Raw genomic sequence first — 17,352 nt, forward strand, 5'->3', positions numbered from 1 at the left:
GTTGTCTCCCAACAACTGTGGATAACGATGAAGCTCCGCAACGACCGATCAGAGTCGGGCAGCAAAGGTGGCGAACTACGCGAGTCCGCCCGCGCCGCCCGGGCCACCCTCTCCACCGCCGCCGCCCGTCGCGCCCGCATGGGACAGCCCGTCGGCGCCGGTGCCGCCGTCTGCGCCGGTGCCGCCGGTGCCGTCACCTCCCTTACCGCCGTCACCGCCCGTGCCGCCATCGCCGCCGGAACTGCCGGCGCTGCTGCCGTTGCCGCCGTCACCGCCTCTGCCGCCGTCGCCGCCCCTGCCGCCCGCGCCCGAGGGGGATGGGGGGTCGTGTGTGCCGGTGTCGCCGCCGCTGCCGCCCGCGCCCGTGGGGGGTGGGGGTGGGAGGTAGTGTGTGCCGCCGCCGCCACCGAGACCGCCTACGCCGCCTCTGCCACCGGTGCCGGCACCCGCACCGCCCATGCCGCCCGTGCCGCCCGTGCCGCCATTGCCGGCATTGCCGGTGTCGGTGTAGGCGATGTTGCCGCCATGGCCGCCGGTACCGCCGGTGCCGCCATCGCCTCCGAATCCTCCGGCGCCGGTGGCTGCTCCGCCGGTTCCGCCGTTGCCTCCAGTGCCGGCGGTACCGCCCTTTGCGTGTTGTGATCCCACGGCGAAGCCGCTGTCACCGCCAGAGCCGCCTTTGCCACCGTTTCCGGCGGTACCGGTGTCGGCGGTGGCGGTTCCGCCGGTCCCGCCGTTGCCGCCGTTGCCGGCAGTGCCGTCGGTGATGCTGGGACCGCCGCGTCCGCCGTCGCCGCCGTTACCGCCGGTGTAAAAGCCGAAGCCGGCATCGCCGCCGTTGCCACCGTCGCCGCCGTTCAAGCCATAGCCGCCTCCACCGCCGGCGCCGCCGCCGCCGCTGTATCCGAAGGTGTCGCCGCCATTGCCGCCATCGCCGCCGCGGCCACCGGTGCCGGTTGCCTCAGTGGCAGTCGTGCCGTTGCCGCCCCTACCGCCGCCGCCGCCCTCGCCGCCTGTGCCGCCGAAGCCGGTGGCGACACCGGCATTGCCGCCCTTTCCGCCGTCGCCGCCGTCGAAGCCGTTACCGCCCGCGCCGCCGGTGCCACCGGCGCCGCTGGTGCTGACATCGCCGTAACTTTTGCCGCCGTTGCCGCCTCTGCCGCCGTCTCCGCCGGTGCCGGCGGTGCTCAGGCTGCCGGCAGCGCCGGCGGTGCCGGCGTTGCCGCCCTTGCCGCCCTCGCCGCCGTCGCCACCGGTGCCGTGGCCCTCGCCGCCGTTTCCGCCTGTCCCGCCATTTCCGGCGTTACCGCCCGTGCCGCCGGTGGCGCCCTGTCCGCCGTCTCCGCCGACGCCGCCGGCACCGCCCCGTCCGCCGGCGCGGACAGTACTCGACGCGCCGTCGCCACCTTGCCCGCCGGCGCCGCCCTGGCCAGCGTGGAGCCCGGTGCCGCCGATACCGCCGTCACCGCCGCTACCGCCAACGCCGTCGTGAACGCTGCCGGTGAAAGCGCCGTCGCCGCCATGACCGCCGCTGCCGGCGGTTCCGCCGCGACCTCCACTCGCAACGCCGCCGTTGCCACCGCCGCCGCCGAGGCCGCCCGTACCACCGCCGTAGCCGCCGTTACCACCGTCACCGCCTCGGCCGCCGACTCCGCTGCCGTTTGCGTCGGCGGTGCCGCCGGAGCCGCCCGTTCCGCCGGTGCCGCCGGTGCTGTAGCGACCTGCCGCACCGCCCAAGCCGCCCTTGCCTCCGGTGCCGCCGGCGATGCTGCCGGTGCCGCCGTCGCCTCCGGTGCCGCCCTTTCCGCCGTGGCCGCCGTCGGCCCCGGGGGCGGTGCCATCTGAGCCGCGTCCGCCGGTACCGCCAGTCCCACCGTCGGCGCCGCGTCCGGCGTCGGTTCCGCCGCTGCCACCTGTGCCGCCTGCACCTCCGTTGCCGCCACTGACGGCGTCGCCGCGACCGTCGGCACCGTTTCCACCCGCGCCGCCGGTCCCGCCGTTGCCGACCCGCCCGGCGTCGCCACCGTGACCGCCGCGCCCCCCGTCGGCGGCGACCGGGCCATTACCGTTACCTGTCGCCGCGCTGAGGCCCGTGGCGTCACCGCCGTCACCGCCCCTCCCGCCGTTGCCGCCGCCTCTGGGTCCGTCGTTGCCCGCAGTCAGACCGTCGGCGCCCTTGACGCCGTTCGCGTCGCCCGGGGCACCGCCCCTACCACCAGTTCCTCCCGCGCCCGGGTCGCCCCCGTGGCCGCCCGCACCGCCGTTTCCGGCGCTAGGGCCGCTGTCGCCCTTGCCGCCGAGGCCTCCGTCTCCGCCGGCTCCGCCGAGCGCCCCGTTACCGCCCGCGCCACCGTTCCCGGCACTGCCCGCATGTCCGAAGAGCCCGCCCGCACCGGCGGCCCCGCCAATGCCACCATCTCCGCCGGCGCCGCCGGCACCACCGTGGGCGCCAGCCCCACCTGCGCCGCCGTCTGCTCCGCTGTTTACGAGGGCGTTGCCGCCGGAGCCGCCGCTACCACCGGTGCCACCGCTGCCGCCGGCACCGCCGACACCGCCGTTGCCGCCCGAGCCGCCGGACCCCAAGATCAGGCCACCGCGCCCGCCGGCGCCGCCGGCACCGCCATGCCCACCGGCCCCGCCGTCGCCGCCGACAGTTCCCCCTGCGCCGCTGTCGCCGGTGCCGGCGGCCCCGCTATCACCCATGGAGCCGGCAGCACCGGAGGTGCCGTTTCCTCCGATTCCGCCCGCACCACCGACGCCACCGCTACCGAACACAAATCCGCCGCGACCACCGGCGCCGCCGGTTCCGCCATTGGCGCCATCTCCGCCGGTGCCGGCATTGCCACCGCTCCCGCCCGTGCCTGCGAAGTATCCCGCGCGACCGCCGGCCCCGCCGTCGCCGCCGGCGACACCGCTAGCGCCGGCGCCTCCGGAGCCTCCGGCCCCTCCGTTGCCGCCAAACCATCCGGCATTGCCTCCGGCCCCGCCGCTTCCACCTCCGACGCCGCCGCTGCCGCCGGCCCCGCCGCTGCCGAACAGGCCGGCCGAGCCACCGGCGCCGCCGTTTTGGCCTGCCGCTCCTTGCGCGCCATTTCCTCCGTTACCCCACAGCAAACCCCCGTCGGCACCGTTACCGCCCGCGGTGGTTGCGCTGGCGCCGTCACCGATCAGTGGGCGTCCGATCAGCGCTTCAGTCGGTGCATTGATCACTGCGAGCAGGTTCTGCTCCACGGATTGCAGCGCGGGCACGTTGGCGGCCTCGGCAGCCGAGTAGGCGTTCGAAGCATTGCCCAGCGCCTGGACGAACCGCTGGTGGAATGCTGCGGCGTGCGCACTGATCGCTTGATATTGAGCGCCGTGATCGGAGAAGAGTGCTGCGATAGCGGCGGACACCTCGTCCTCAGCGGCAGCACGCAGTGCGGTGATGTGAGTGGCCGCAAGCGCATTCCCGGCGCTGATCGAGGAACCGATACTGGTCAAATCCGTCGTCGCCGCGGCAAGCATGTTCGGTGCGGTAATCAGGTAGGACAACTCGACTCCTTCAAAATGCGGCCTCGACGGTTGCTGGGCGCGAGGGAATGCGAACAGGACCGGCCAGAACGAGCATCAAAGCGGTTCGAAGATGCGGTTGACGCGAAATCGTCGCGACGTTCTCGTCCGCGATTGGGCGGCCCATGTCCTTGATGGTTTACCGGCTGACAGTGCATTCGGTAGACGCCGCGACGTTGTATGGCCACAACGCCGCGTTGTGCCCACCGTGCGATCGGGCAGCTCAGCTCGCTAGCCGCACTTAACCGTTAGCGAAGATCAACTCGTGTTCAGTGATGCGAATCCGGTCACCTTCACGAAGCACGGCGCTGGTGTGAATACGGCGCCCCGAAACGTAGACGCCGTTTACCGAACGCAGATCCACCACGACGAAATTGGACCCGGTATCGACGATTGCAGCGTGGTGACGGCTCACTTTGGCGCCCTCAAGAACGATGTCATTGTCCGGACTGCGCCCGATACGGGTGGTCGTGGCGAAAAGTGGATATTTGTGTCCGATGGCGTCCCGAAGTGAGGGGCCGTGGGTAGCGCCCGGAGGTGCCGTCATGTGCTGCGCGAGCGTGCTGATGGTTTCGTCCGCGCTCGATTGGGCGGTAGCACGGACATCGAGTGGCCGCTGCCTGAGGATCCGCTGGTGTAGCGCACGCACTGCAGGTCCGGGATCGACGCCGAGGTCGTCGGCGAGCCGGTCTCGCAGTCGCTGGTAAGCGTCGAGCGCGTCGGATTGCCGGTCGACCAGATAGTAAGCGGCGATCAACTGCGCCCAGAGAGGTTCCCGGTAGGGGTGGTCAGCGACCAGTGTCTCAAGCTCGCTGATTACTGAATGCGCTCGGCCGCAAGCGATTTCAACTTCGGCACGAGCGAGTTGTGTCAGCACCTTCTCCTCGTGGAGTCCTCTTGCGAAGGCGTCGACGAAGTCGAAGTCACGCAAGTCGTCAAGCACTGGTCCGCGCCACTCGGCAAGTGCGGCCGAGAAGTGGCCGCTGGCCTGCTCAAACCGCGCGTCCGCGGCGGCCCGTAGCCCAGCCTGTTTTTCGGTCACGAATCGGCCGAGGTCATAGTTGCTGTCGAGAACCGCGAGTCGGTAGCCCGGCGACGCGTTGGCCAGCAGGGTGCGTGCTTCGAGACCGGCTTTGCTCATCAGACGACGCAGATTCGACACATAGGCGTACAGCGTCGCTCGCGCACCGCTCGGGGCTCCTTGCTCCCAAGCTGCGTCGATCAAAGCGTCGGTTGCGACCGGTCGGTTTCGATTGATCAGCAACATCGCCAGTACTGCACGTTGCTTCGGCGTACCCAACGGTACGACCGCACCTTCGATAGTCATTTCCAACGGCCCGAGGACGCTGAAGTGGACAACATGTCGCGCCACCGTCATCGGGTTCCTCCAACTGTCGGCGCAGTGATGCCCATGATTGACGTACTTCCGTAGTCAGGGTCCGACTTGTGGTGGCATGACAGCCGCCGTCCTCCCACGCCCGCCGTTCGAGTTGTCCATAGCCAGGGCGACCGCTTCGTCGAAGGTGAGCGCAGCGCCGTAAGCCCATGTGGCCTCGAATTCCGCGCCGAGCTCCTGACGCGTCCGCGAGTAGCACTCGTCATGATGGGAAAACTGATCCGGAACGTGCATCAGCGGACTGCCGATGGCTCGGCTGAACGCGTCGGCAGCCGCCAGCATGGCGCCGGCATGGAGCCAATCCCCATGAGAGCCGGCGATCCACGCCAAGTTCTCCAGGCACTGTGCACCGGTAAACGGATCGCCGAGCAGTTGTGACAGCTGAAGAGCCTCGACAATGGCACGTTCTGCACCCTGCAGTTCTGCGCGCAGCCACTGGACTACGCCGAGCGCTACCAAAGCCCTTGACCTGTACCAGGATTCGCCGTGCGAGGTCGTGATGGCCAACGCTGCGTCAAAGCAGCTCGTCGCTTCGTCAAGATCGCCGGAGATCTCGGCAGCCCATCCGAGATAGTAAGTCGCGGCGAACCGCACTTCGAATTCGCCCGTCTGCTCTGTTGCACGCCGCAGGAGCTCGACTCCGCGCGCAATATCGCCGGTTTGCACGGCAACGTAACCGTCGATGGCGTCGAATCTGGCGCTCAGTTCTGCCGATTCTGCGTCTTCGATGTCACGCATCGCCGCGAGCTGATCGCGCGCCTCGGCGGCGACAGCCCGAACCGCCGGGAGGTCCATTTGAAAAAAGGCGATCACGGCTATTTCGCTGAGGGCGCGGACGCGCACGGGGGCCGGTTGAATTGACGTCGCGCCCAGTGCTGAATCGAGCCAGCGGCGTGCTTCCCCGAACATCCCGTTCTTCTGCCACACCGGGCGCATAGCCATCGCGATCTCTATCGCGGTTGTCGGGTCATGGGCCAGCGAGAACTGCAGCGCTTCGCGCACATTGGGCATCTCTCGCAACAGCCGCTCCGACCAGTGCAACTGAGCGTGAGTGAACCATTGCGAGTTCGCTTGTGTGACGAGCTGGTGATACCAGCTGGCGTGGCGGGCACTCAGGCGGTGTTGTTCGCTTTGGGTGACATGGGATTTGACGAAGTCGCGCAGAGTCTCCAGGAGCCGGAAGCGCACGTGGTCGCCCTGTTGGACGCGGATCAGGATGGATTTGTCGACAAGCACGCCCAGCAGGTCGAGGAGCAGGTCTTGGGCGGCTAGGTCGTCGGCGCAGAGGTGTTGGGCGGCAGGCAGATCGAAGGTTCCAGCGAACACCGAGAATGCTGCCCACAGGCGTTGTTCCGTGTGGGTGCACAGTTGGTAACTCCAGTCGATGCAGCTGGCGAGCGTCTTTTGGCGGCTCGGTGCGCCGCGGTGGCCGCGGGTGAGCAGCGCATGAGGCTCGGAAAGTCCAGCGGCGATCTGTTCGACCGACATGGCGCGCAACCGGGCGGCGGCCAACTCGATCGCCAGCGGTAGGCCCTCCAGACGGGTGCAGATTCGGGTCACGGCGGCACCGTTGTGTTCGTTCAGCGTGAAGTCGGGCACCGCGGCGCACGCGCGCTTGAGGAACAGCGCCACCCCCGGGTAGGTGGCGAGGCAGTCCGCATCCGGGACGACTTCGGGTCCGGGCACGCCCAGCGGAGACACGGTCCGCACTGTTTCGCCCGCGATGTCGAGAACCTCTCGGCTGGTCGCCAACACGTGCAACTGCGAACAACGGTGCAGCAACGTGTCGGCGAACTTCGCCGCGTCATCGATCAGGTGTTCGCAGTTGTCCAGAACCAGCAGCGCACGGCGTTCAGTCAGGACATCGACCAGCACTTCGGTCAGCCGTCGGCCGGGCTGATCGCGCACGCCCAGCGCCGCGGCCACCATTTCGGTCAGCAGCGTTCCGTCGCGCAACTCGCTCAGTTCCACCAGCCACACCCCGTCGGGGTAGTCGGCGCGCAACTCCGCCGCCGCTTGTAGCGCCAGAGTTGTCTTGCCGACCCCACCCATACCGGTCAAGGTGACCAGCCGCGAGGTCGCCAGAAGCGTCCTCAGCGCGGCCACATCGTCGCCGCGGCCCACCACCTCGGCGAGTAGCACCGGCAGATTGCCCGCTCGTGGTCCCGCTGCCGCGATGGGGCGCGCCGGACCGATCCCACCGCCGCGAAAGTGGAGCAGGAGGCTCCGCAAGTGTTCACCCAGTTCGGCCGCCGACGGTCGATCAGCGGGGTCGGGGGCCATTGCCGCGGCGATGATGCCGGCCACCTCAGAGGGGATGTCATGCTCGCGTACACCGGCGGGCGGCCCGCTGCTGATCGGAGCGAACTGGGCCACCACCCGCTCGCCGTGGCGGCGCTCAACGGCCGCATGACCGGTCAGCGCGGCGAACAAGCTGGCGCCCAATCCATAGACGTCAGCGTCCGGGCTGGGGCCAGCCCCGCCGATCACTTCCGGAGCGGCGAAGGCGGGCGTGCTCGCACACACTGCCGCGGTGACCTGGAATCGCCCACTGATATGGGCGACCCCGAAATCGGTCAACGCCGGTTCGCCATAATCGGTGAACAGAACGTTGGCCGGCTTCACGTCGCAATGCACCACCCCCGCTCGGTGCGCGGCGGCCAGCGCGCCGGCGATCTTGGCGCCGACCTCAAGCACCTCCTCGACCGCCGCTACGCCCCGCTTGGCGATACGTTGTTGCCAGGATCCCTGCCCGCACAACGGCATCACCAGAAACGGCCACCCGCTGACCGTCTGACCCACCTGCAGGACGGCCACGATGTGGGGGTGCCCGGTCAGCCGTGCCATCGCCTGCTGCTCGAGCGAGAACTGGGTCCGAGCGTCGTCGGAGAGACCGGTCAGCACCTTGACCGCCACTGGGCGGCCCAGTCCCACCTGCAGGCAGCGAAATACCACACCGAACCCGCCGCGACCGATCTCCACCGCGTCAGCAAATCCCGCCCCGCCCAACTCCGTCACCAAATCGACGGCCCCACGCGGCTGGGTGGGATCCAGATCAAGCATCAGCTGCCCTTCGCCTCAGTGCTAAGAGGATAAGAGCGCGACCGCCGGGCACGCAGCACTACGCTCGGTTTGGTGCGACAGTGTCCGCCAGCGATGGTGGGGTGAGGCTATTGGCAGCCTTCGACGAGCATTGCATCGGATAGCCCGAACCGGCGCAGCGCAGCGACCATGTCTTCTGCCATGGCCGGGCGGTCCTGAAGGTTGAACCGCAGCGCTTCGAGGATGTTGGGCAACTCACGCTCAAGGCGCTGAATAAACACCGCTGGTTGAGGACCGAGCCGTTGCGCTTCGGCGTCGCAGAGCAGCTGGTGACACCAACTGGCGTGGCGTCGACCCAGGCGCATGCGCTCGGCAGCGGGGGTGCGGCTTAGGCCGAAGTGGCGCAGAGTTTCCAAGAGGCGGAAGCGCACCCCGCCCTCGTGTTCGGTCCGGATCAGGATCGACTTGTCGACCAATGCGCACAGCAGGTCCAAGAGTTGGCCTGCGGGCAGCTGCCCGCCATTGACGTACTGGGCCGCTGCCAGATCGAAGCTGTCGGCGAATATCGATAGTCGCGCCCAAAGCTGTTGTTCGCGTTCGCTGCACAGGTCGTAGCTCCACTCGATGGAGGAGGTGAGCGACCGCTGACGGGTGGGGGCGTTGCGGCCGAGACTCAGCAACGCGTAGCTGTCGCGAAGTGCGTCACCGATCTGCTCCACTGACATGACCGGAAGCTGCGCAGCGGCCTGCTCGATGGCCAGCGGCAGCCCGTCCAGTCGGGCGCAGAGGTAGGCGACCGCGGCCGCATTGTCCTCGGTGAGCTCGAATGCGGGTACCGCGACGCCGGCACAGCGAACAAACAACGCGATCGCGTCATCGTCGACCGGGTCGCGCACGCGTAATTCGTCGTCTCGGCCGGGGCAGGCCAGCGGTGAGAGCGCCAGCACTGCTTCGCCCTTGACCGCGAGGACCTCCCGACTGGTGGCCACGATCTGCAGTTGCGGGCAGCGCCGCAACAACGTCACGACCAACTGGGCTGCCTCTTCGATGACGTGTTCGCAGTTATCCAGGACGAGCAGCGCGCGTCGCTCGCCCAGCAGGTCGACCAGCCTGTCGATCGGTGGTCGGCTTGCCGGGGCACGAGTGTCCACCGTTGCGGCCACGAACTCGGTCAGCAGCGAGCCGTCGCGGAGCTCGCCCAACTCCACCATCCACACCCCGCAGGGGTAGTTGGCACTTCGCTGGTGTGCGGCTTGGATCGCCAGGGCCGTCTTGCCGACCCCGCCGGTACCGGTCAGTGTGACCAGACGTGAACATTTCAGCAACTCGTGCAGCCGAGAAAGCTCGGGCTGACGACCCACCAGAGTGTTCGGCGCTGCGGACAACCATTCCTCCGCAACGGTTCTCGCCCCGGAGGCCGGTCGGGGTGCGGGCGCCACGCGCCTGCGCGGTCTGCCACTGCCCACCCCGCCTCGTAGGACCATCTCGTCGACGGGCAGGCCGTGGTCGGCCTGGACTTGCTGAAGTTGTCGGCCGAATTCCACTGCTGAGAGCCGCTTTTCCGGATCACGGGCCATCGCTTGCTCGATGACGGCAGTAAGACCGGCGGGAACATCGTGCGCGCCGAGATCGGGCACGGGTCCGGTCGTGATCCGCACGAAGTGTGCGTGCAACTGTTCTCCATAACGCCGCTCGAAGGGCGCATGACCAGTCAACCCGGCGAACAGGCTCGCGCCTAGCCCGTACACATCGGAGGAGGGGCTGGGCGATGCACCGCCGAGAAGCTCGGGCGCGGTAAAGGCCGGTGAGCCATGAAATATCCCGGGAGCCGTCGTGAATCCGGCCTCGGTGCGCGAGATGCCGAAGTCAGACAGAGCCGGCTCACCATAGTCGGTGGGAAGAACGTTGCCGGGCTTGACATCTCGATGTATCACGCCAGCCCGGTGCGCGCACTCCAGTGCGCCGGCGATCTTGACCCCCACTCGCAACACTTCGTCCACCTCCAGCGCCCCCACGCCGGCAATGCGGTCTTGCCAAGACCCCAACGGGCAGAACGGCATGACGAGGAAGGGGTAGCCAGTGGTGGTCTGGCCGATCTGCAACACGGCCAGAATGTTGGGATGGCCCGTGAGGGCTGCCATCGCCTGTTGTTCCCGCACGAACCGTGCTCGATCGTCCCGGTACGCGGCGACCACCACCTTGACCGCGACGACACGATCCAATGCCACTTGCCTGCAGCGATATATCGCCCCGAACCCGCCCCGGCCAATCTCAATCGCATCATCGAACCCCACCGTGGCCAATTCGGCGGCGACGGTAGGGAGCACATAGCCACCTGCCCCGGCAGGTTCGGCCTCCGTGCCAGCTAGGTCACGATTCATCACTAGCCTCGGCATCCATCGATTCGCCGGGTAAGCGTACGCTCGCCGACGGCCGGAGGCCAACCCATTCGACCCAGTTGAACCGAGGATGGTTGTGGGGTCCGGCTGCCGGGTGGGGCTTCCCTGGGGTAGGCACTTCTGCGAGCCCAAACAAGCAAGTTAGGAAAGTTTTTCGGGAAATGCTGCGGCTCGCCGCCAGTCCACCCACGGGAACTTGACTCATCAGACATGGCTCTAGAAGCGCCAGTAAGGTTTTATTAAGGTCGGGGCGCGAGAGTAGGGCCATGCGATCTGTCTCCGGTTCGAAGCTCTCAACCGGTCACGCAAGTAAAGGCTGTGCCGAGGATGTCGCCTGTCGCAACGCCGCGAGGATTCGTGGCGGAAGTCCGGCATCAGCCCCCTCGGCGTGGCGCTGCGGCTTCCCCGGGCAGCGGCGGTGGTTACTATGGCGGTGACGGCCGACCGTCCGGTGTTGCCGCTCAGCTCTCGAATGCCCGAACTCGGCTCGTTCGAAATCTTCCAGGCAATTGCTGCGACAGGAAGTCTCAGCGCCGCGGCGCGCGAACTCGCGTTGACCCAACAAGCCGTGTCGAGGCGGCTCGCGTCCTTCGAGGCCCAGATTGGCCTCACGTTGGCCCTACGCACCACCCGTGGCTCACAACTCACTGCGGCGGGCGTTGTCGTCGCCGAGTGGGCGGCCCGTTTGCTTGAGGTCGCCCGCCAGGCCGACCAGGACCTGAACTCCTTGCGAAGCGAAGGCCGCCGGCGAATAAAGGTCGTGGCCAGCCACACAATCGCCGAACAGCTGATGCCCCAATGGTTGTTATCCCTGAAAGCCGCTCGACCCGGCAGCTCCTTGCCGCAGATATGTCTGACTGCCGCCGACAGCGGGGAAGCGATCGCCGCGGTTCGAGACGGCGCTGCCGATCTCGGATTCGTCGAGAACCCCGATCCGCTTGCCGGACTGGGCCATTGTGTGGTGGGCCGCGATGAACTGGTGGTCGTGGTGCTTCCGGATCACGACTGGGCTAATCGGTCACGCGTGGTGAGCGCCTGCGAACTCGCGCAGACACCTCTGGTCACCCGGGAGCAGCGTTCGCGTCCCGGCGACACCCTTACCACCGCCCTGCGCGCCGCGCTGGGCGACGACATGCAGCAAGTGCCTCCGGTCCTGGGCTTGGGGTCCACCGCGGCCATGCGCGCTGCAGTTCTTGCCGGCGCGGGACCGGCGGTCATGAGCCGCCTGGCCGTGGTTGACGACTTGGCTACCGGTCGATTGCGCGCCGTCACCATCCCCGGATTGGATTTACGTCGCAACCTCCGAGCCGCCTGGATCGGCGGGCGCACCCCGCCCGCGCTGATACGAAACCTGCTGGAGCACATCATGATTCGCACTCCGCTTACGCGAAGTGGATGCGTCGGTGCCCCGCGCTCGGCCCATCGCGGACTCACTGTGAGTAGCGGGGTTCGCTGACTGCAGTTCAGCTGCGCCGCGGCCGCGGACGCTCGCTGGCGAAGCCGCGCACCGCGAAGGCACTCACAAACTCGGCCACGACGCCCGGATCGTCCATGTCCCGAATCGGCGACGCGGTGCTGAACAGTGAGAACAGGATGCGCGCGAACCATTCCCCGGCCGCCTCGACGTCGAGGTTCTTCCGCACCTCACCGGTGAGCTTGGCGGCCGAGAAGTATGGCGCGAAGAAGTCGACACATTCACGCAACAGCAGTGCGGCGTCCTTGGTGAGCAGCAGGCTGATCGCGTCTTCGTCGAAGTAGTCCTCAGAGGCGATGGCGCGCCGCGCCTGGGTGACGAATACCGCTGCGTTGGAGAGCTTTTCCTCCAATGACCCGCCGCGGGCCATGGCACGCGACATCTCGCGGTAGAACTGCTCGGAAGCGTGCTCGGCGCAGGCTTCCAGAATGGCACCCTTGTCGCGGAAGTATTCGTAGATCGTGCTGCGGGAGACGTTGGCCTGCCGGGCGATGTCGACGATCGTCGTCTTCAGCAGGCCGTGCTTGCGGAAGCAGGCGTATGCGGAGTCGAGGATGAGTTCCCGCGTGTCGGTCCCCGGAGCTGAAGTGGGCGCCTGGGTCATGAGCGCACCTAGTCGGCCCGGGCGAGGATCAGCCCGCTGGTGGGCACCCCGGTTCCCGAGGTGACCAGAACGTGTTCGACGTTCTGCACCTGGTTGTAGGACGTGCCCCGCACCTGACGGACGCCCTCGGTGATGCCGTTCATGCCGTGGATGTACGCCTCGCCGAGCAGGCCGCCGTTGGTGTTGATCGGGAACTCCCCACCCAGCGACAACCGTTCGATGGTGGCGAAGTCCTTCGCCTCGCCGCGGCCGCAGAAGCCCAGCTCTTCCAGCTGAGTGAACACGAACGGGGTGAAATGGTCGTAGATGAAGGCGGTTTGGATGTCGGCGGGCTTGAGGCCCGAATCGCGCCACAGCCGATCGGCGACCACACCCATCTCGGGAAGTCCGGTGATGTCGTCGCGGTAGTAACTCGTCATCATCTCGCCGTTGGCGGCCGCCCCCTGGGCCGCCGCGGTGATGATGGCCGGCGGCTGGCGCAGGTCCCGTGCGCGCTCGGCGCTGGTGATCACCAGCGCCACACCACCGTCGCTCTCCTGGCAGCAGTCCAGCAGTCGCAGCACCGGTTCGATGATCCAGCGCGAATTCTGGTGGTCCTCCGGCGTGATCGGGCGCTCATAGAACCACGCGTCAGGGTTTCGGGCGGCGTGCGCGCGGTCGACCACCGCGATGCGGCCGAAGTCCTCGTTGCTGACCCCGTAGGTCGACATGTACCGCTGCGCGTGCATCGCCACCCACGCTGCGGGAGTGAGCAAACCGAACGGTGCGTAATGCGCCATGAACAGCGGAGTCCCCAGGTCGGTGCGTCCGCTGCCGCCGAACCGGAAGCCGGAGCGTTCGTTGAAGGCACGCCAGCACACCACGACGTCGGCAACGCCGGTGGCGACCGCCATGGCGGCATGGACGACCGTGCCCGCCGCGGCGCCGCCGCCGTGGTGCACCCGGCTGAAGAAGCTCAGGTCGCCGATCCCGACATTGCGGGCGATGTCGATCTCGTCGCTGGAGTCCATGGTGAAGGTGACCATGCCGTCGACATCGCTGGGCGCCAGTCCGGCATCATCGAGCGCGGCGCTGACCGCTTCGCACGCCAATTGCAGTTCGCTGCGCCCGGATTCCTTGGAGAACTCGGTCTGGCCGATTCCTACGATCGCGGCGGCGCCGGGCAGCGTGCCGCCCATCAAGCGGCCCCGTCCAGCAGGCTGAGCACCGCCGTGCCGGAGACGTGATTGCCGAGGCTGTTGGCGGCCTGGAAGGTCACTTCGACGAAATTCTCTCCTGCCGTGCCCTTGGTCTTGCCGGTCACCGTTCCGGTGAAGCGCAGCGGGTCGTCCGGAAAACAGGGCACGCCAAGGCGAATCGACAGGTTCTTGACCATCGCCTCGGGCCCCGCCCAGTCGGTGAGGAACCGCACGCAGTAGCCGTTGCTGGTCAGGATGTTCATGAACAGGTTGGGTGAACCCTGCTTGTTGGCGTAGTCACGGTCGTGATGCACCGGCATGAAGTCCCGGGAGGCGATGGCCCCCGCGACGATCATCGTTGTGGTGATGGGGATTTCCATCGGGGTGACCTCGTCGCCCTCGGAAATGTCCTGCCAGCGCAGGGTGGTGGTGCGGCTGTCGATGGTGGTCATGTGGGTCCTTCCGAATACGTCGCGCCGAGTTGGGCAAGCTGTTGGGACGCCGGGCCGAGGGTCAGTTCGTTGTGTTTGGCCCACAGGAAATAGCGGTGCAGGGGATAGGTGGTGTCGATCCCGATGCCGCCGTGCACGTGCTGGGCGGTGGCGGCCACTCGGGCTCCCGCTTCGGCTGCCCAGAATTTGGCGATGCGGGCCGCACGGTCGGCCGGACGGCCGTTGGCGAGGAGCCACGCCGCGTGCCAGGTGGTCCACCGGATCGCCTGCACGTCGATGAAGGCGTCGGCCATCCGCTGCTGCACGGCCTGAAAACTGCCTATCGGCCGGCCGAACTGTTCGCGCTCGCTGGTATAGCCGGCCGCGATCTGCAGGGCACGGTCGGCGACACCGAGCTGGATGGCGCACAGCGCCACCAGCGCACGCGTATACAGCGATTCCACGTCGCCGTCGAGCCGGTCCTGCTCGGGAACCACTGCGCCGTTCAGGAATACGTCGGCGTGGGGTTCGCGGTTGGTGGTCGGCACCGGCCGGACATCGACGCCGTAAGTGTCGGTGGCCAGCAGGAAGAGCCCCACCCCGCCCTCCTGCGTCGTCGCTGGAATCAGCATGGTGTCGGCCAGCTGCGCGGCGGGCACCAGTTCTTTGGCACCGTCCAGGCGCCAGTTCGTTCCGTCGCGCCGGGCGGTGGTGATGGGAAAACGCGGGTCCGAGCGACCGGGTTCGGCCAGGCCCGCGGTGAGGATACGGTCACCGGTCACCACACCGGGCAGGTAACGCTGCTGTTGCTCGGAGTTACCCTGCCGCGCAATGGGATCGGCGCCGAGGACCAGGGTTGCATAGGCCGGCACCGGGGCCACGCCCCAGCCAACCTCGGCCAGCAGCACCCCCAGTTCCACGAAGCCACCGCCGTTGCCGCCCACAGCTTCTGGCAGCGCGGTGCCGAGTAGGTCCAGGGTGGCCAGTTCCTTCCACAACGCCTCGTCGTAGCGGATTCCGGATTCCAGTTCGGTCAGCCGCTCCGGGGTGGCACGGCGCTCGAACAGTTCACGGGCGAGCTTGGCGACCGTTTCCTGCTCTTCGGTGAACGCGAAGTCCATGCTCACTCGCTGGGCCGAAACTGGTGCAGCACCAGGTCGTTGTCGAATGACTGGAAGTACACCTCGACGGACATCCCGACGGTCACCTCGGCGGGGTCGATCCCGGTGAGGTTGGACACCAACCGCACGCCCTCCTCGAGCTCCACCAGCGCGACGACATAGGGGTAGTCGAAGAACGGGAACCGGGGTTCGTGCGGCATCACGTAGCTGTAGACGGTGCCGCGGCCCGATGACTCGACCGCCTCCCACTCCAGCGAGCGGCAGTGCGGACACATCGGCCGGGGCGGGTGGCGCAGCGCACCGCAGCCGCTGCAGCGCTGAATCAAAAGCTTGTTGTCCCGCAACCCGTTCCAGAAGAACTCGGTGTCCGGGCTGATCGTCGGCGGCAGTCGGGTGGCCATCAGCGCGCCGGCTTGAATCGCAGGACCCGGAATCGCTGCCGGCCCAGCACCTCGCCGTGCTGATCGGTGTAGGTGGTCAACCAGGTCAGGAAGAAGCCCGTGCCCAACGCTGTCGTCTTCTCGTCGGACACCGACTCGTACACCGCCGTCGAGCTGATCACGTCGCCCAGCCGGGGATAGCGTTCGATCTCGAACTCGGAGTTGGTGGCCACCGTGCTGGTGTAGCCGGCCTCATCCAGGAAAGCAGTGGGGTTCGACTTGATCTCGGTCGGAGCGCCGCCGCGCTCACCGATCCCTTCGAGTTTCGGCGACGGCATGATCCAGGTCTGCAGCATCACCGGCGGCGACACGATGCCGCCGAACCTCGACGTCGCCGCGAAATCCGGGTCGAGGTAGACCGGATTGAAATCAGCAAGCGCGTACGCCCAGTGCCGGATCATGGGCTGGTTGACCGGGTCCGGTGCCAGCTGGGGCTTTCCGGTGCCGCCGGTGGGCTGACCGACCAACGCCCGCACCTTGGCCTGCAACTCGGCGTCTGTCACTGAGATCCTCCTGACTTCTCGGTTGCTCGAAGATCACGCGGGGCCCGGGGCATGCCCAGGCCGGCCATGGCGATGATGTCACGCTGAATCTCGTTCGCCCCGCCACCGAACGTGTTGATCACCGCCTGCCGGTAGGCCGATTCCAGCGCGCCCCGCAGCGGCGCCTGCGCGCCACGACGTATCCCGTTGCCGTCCAATACCTCCAGCAGTTGCCGGGCCACCTGCTGGGTGAGTTCGGTGCCGAATACCTTGGCCGCGGACGCTTGTCCCATATCCAGGCCCGTGGTTCCGGTGCCTTTGGTCATGGCCGCGTTCACCCGCAGGTTGACGAGTTTGTAGGCCGCGACCTGGGCCTCCACCCGGGCCAGTGCGTGCTGCACCCATGGCTGGTCGATCACCCGGGCGCCGTCGAGTTCGGTGTCGGTGGCCCATTTCAGGGTCTTTTCGAACAGCGGCTCCAGCGCACCGAGATTGCCCAGCGCGGCGCGTTCGAAGTTGAGCTGGGTGGTGATCAGCTGCCACCCCTGGTTCTCTGCACCCACCAGCGCGCTCGCCGGGACGCGTACGTCGTCGTAGAACGTGTAGAAGGTGGAGATGCCGGGCATGGTGTGCAGGGGTTGCCAGGAGAAACCCGGCGACGAGGTCGGCACGATGAGGATCGAAATGCCCTTGTGTTTGTTGACATTCGGATCGGTGCGAACGGCCAGCCAGATGTAGTCCGCGTAGGCGGCGCCGCTGGTGAACATCTCCTGACCATTGATCACGTAGTCGGAGCCGTCGCGGACGGCGGTGGTTCGTATCGAGGCGAGGTCGCTGCCGGCACCCGGCTCGGAGTAGCCGATGGCGAACTCGACGCTGCCGTCCAGAATGGCCGGCAGGAAGCGCTGTTTCTGCTCCTCGGTGCCTTCCTGCATCAGCGTCGGGCCCACCGTATTGAGCGTCACCAACGGGATCGGCGCCCCCACCCGGCGGGCCTCCTCGGCGAAGATGAACTGCTCGATCGCCGATAAGCCGCGTCCGCCATATTCTTTGGGCCACCCGACACCGAGCAGGCCGGCCTGCGCCAGCGCGCGCACGGTGTCGCGCACCGCCGGTCCGCCCTCGATGTTGTCGCCGATCGCCGCTATGCGCTCGGGCGTCATCACCCGCTCCAGCGTGGCGCGCATCTCCGCGCGCAGCTGCTGCTGTTCGGGGCTGTACTCGAGGTGCACCGGC

General features: G+C 67.7%; 11 protein-coding genes and 1 pseudogene. 1 reads left to right on the top strand and 11 read right to left on the bottom strand.

Annotated features, from left to right (window positions below):
• Positions 1 to 75: 75 nt before the first annotated feature.
• The 4 genes from AC5Y7D_RS22860 to AC5Y7D_RS22875 form a co-directional block, all read right to left on the bottom strand.
• On the bottom strand, positions 76 to 3,531 hold the full coding sequence (locus tag AC5Y7D_RS22860) for a PE family protein (RefSeq protein ID WP_499927972.1): 3,456 nt from the start codon (positions 3,529 to 3,531) through the stop codon (positions 76 to 78).
• A gap of 259 nt (positions 3,532 to 3,790) precedes the next feature.
• Positions 3,791 to 4,927 (bottom strand): BTAD domain-containing putative transcriptional regulator, encoded by a 1,137-nt coding sequence (locus AC5Y7D_RS22865; RefSeq protein WP_499927974.1) that lies wholly within the window; start codon positions 4,925 to 4,927, stop codon positions 3,791 to 3,793.
• 54 nt (positions 4,928 to 4,981) lie between these two features.
• Positions 4,982 to 8,008: a protein kinase domain-containing protein gene (locus AC5Y7D_RS22870; RefSeq protein ID WP_499927976.1), complete on the bottom strand. Its 3,027-nt coding sequence runs from the start codon at positions 8,006 to 8,008 to the stop codon at positions 4,982 to 4,984.
• Positions 8,009 to 8,115: 107 nt separating this feature from the next.
• On the bottom strand, positions 8,116 to 10,383 hold the full coding sequence (locus AC5Y7D_RS22875) for a protein kinase domain-containing protein (RefSeq protein WP_499927978.1): 2,268 nt from the start codon (positions 10,381 to 10,383) through the stop codon (positions 8,116 to 8,118).
• 457 nt (positions 10,384 to 10,840) lie between these two features.
• Here AC5Y7D_RS22875 and AC5Y7D_RS22880 point away from each other — a divergent pair.
• A pseudogene (locus tag AC5Y7D_RS22880) lies at positions 10,841 to 11,767 on the top strand (LysR family transcriptional regulator); the annotation flags it as partial.
• 82 nt (positions 11,768 to 11,849) lie between these two features.
• Here the strand turns inward: AC5Y7D_RS22880 and AC5Y7D_RS22885 are convergent.
• The 7 genes from AC5Y7D_RS22885 to AC5Y7D_RS22915 are packed head-to-tail and all read right to left on the bottom strand — an operon-like array spanning position 11,850 to position 17,348.
• Positions 11,850 to 12,464: a TetR/AcrR family transcriptional regulator gene (locus AC5Y7D_RS22885; protein ID WP_499927980.1), complete on the bottom strand. Its 615-nt coding sequence runs from the start codon at positions 12,462 to 12,464 to the stop codon at positions 11,850 to 11,852.
• A gap of 8 nt (positions 12,465 to 12,472) precedes the next feature.
• The gene (locus tag AC5Y7D_RS22890) at positions 12,473 to 13,642 is read right to left on the bottom strand and encodes a lipid-transfer protein (protein ID WP_499927982.1); all 1,170 of its coding nucleotides are present in this window, start codon (positions 13,640 to 13,642) and stop codon (positions 12,473 to 12,475) included.
• The gene (locus AC5Y7D_RS22895; protein ID WP_499927984.1) at positions 13,642 to 14,094 is read right to left on the bottom strand and encodes a MaoC family dehydratase; all 453 of its coding nucleotides are present in this window, start codon (positions 14,092 to 14,094) and stop codon (positions 13,642 to 13,644) included. Before AC5Y7D_RS22895 ends, AC5Y7D_RS22890 begins: the two co-directional genes overlap by 1 nt.
• A complete protein-coding gene (locus AC5Y7D_RS22900) occupies positions 14,091 to 15,194 on the bottom strand; it encodes an acyl-CoA dehydrogenase family protein (protein ID WP_499927986.1) in 1,104 nt (367 codons plus the stop codon). The genes AC5Y7D_RS22895 and AC5Y7D_RS22900 overlap by 4 nt, the downstream gene beginning before the upstream one ends.
• A 2-nt stretch (positions 15,195 to 15,196) precedes the next feature.
• Positions 15,197 to 15,595 (bottom strand): Zn-ribbon domain-containing OB-fold protein, encoded by a 399-nt coding sequence (locus AC5Y7D_RS22905; RefSeq protein WP_499927988.1) that lies wholly within the window; start codon positions 15,593 to 15,595, stop codon positions 15,197 to 15,199.
• Positions 15,595 to 16,137, bottom strand: coding sequence for an FAS1-like dehydratase domain-containing protein (locus AC5Y7D_RS22910; RefSeq protein ID WP_499927990.1), 543 nt, complete (start codon positions 16,135 to 16,137; stop codon positions 15,595 to 15,597). The genes AC5Y7D_RS22905 and AC5Y7D_RS22910 overlap by 1 nt, the downstream gene beginning before the upstream one ends.
• Positions 16,134 to 17,348 (bottom strand): acyl-CoA dehydrogenase family protein, encoded by a 1,215-nt coding sequence (locus AC5Y7D_RS22915; protein ID WP_499927992.1) that lies wholly within the window; start codon positions 17,346 to 17,348, stop codon positions 16,134 to 16,136. Before AC5Y7D_RS22915 ends, AC5Y7D_RS22910 begins: the two co-directional genes overlap by 4 nt.
• Positions 17,349 to 17,352: the final 4 nt, after the last annotated feature.

It is taken from the genome of Mycobacterium sp. NGS49, from assembly GCF_059812565.1.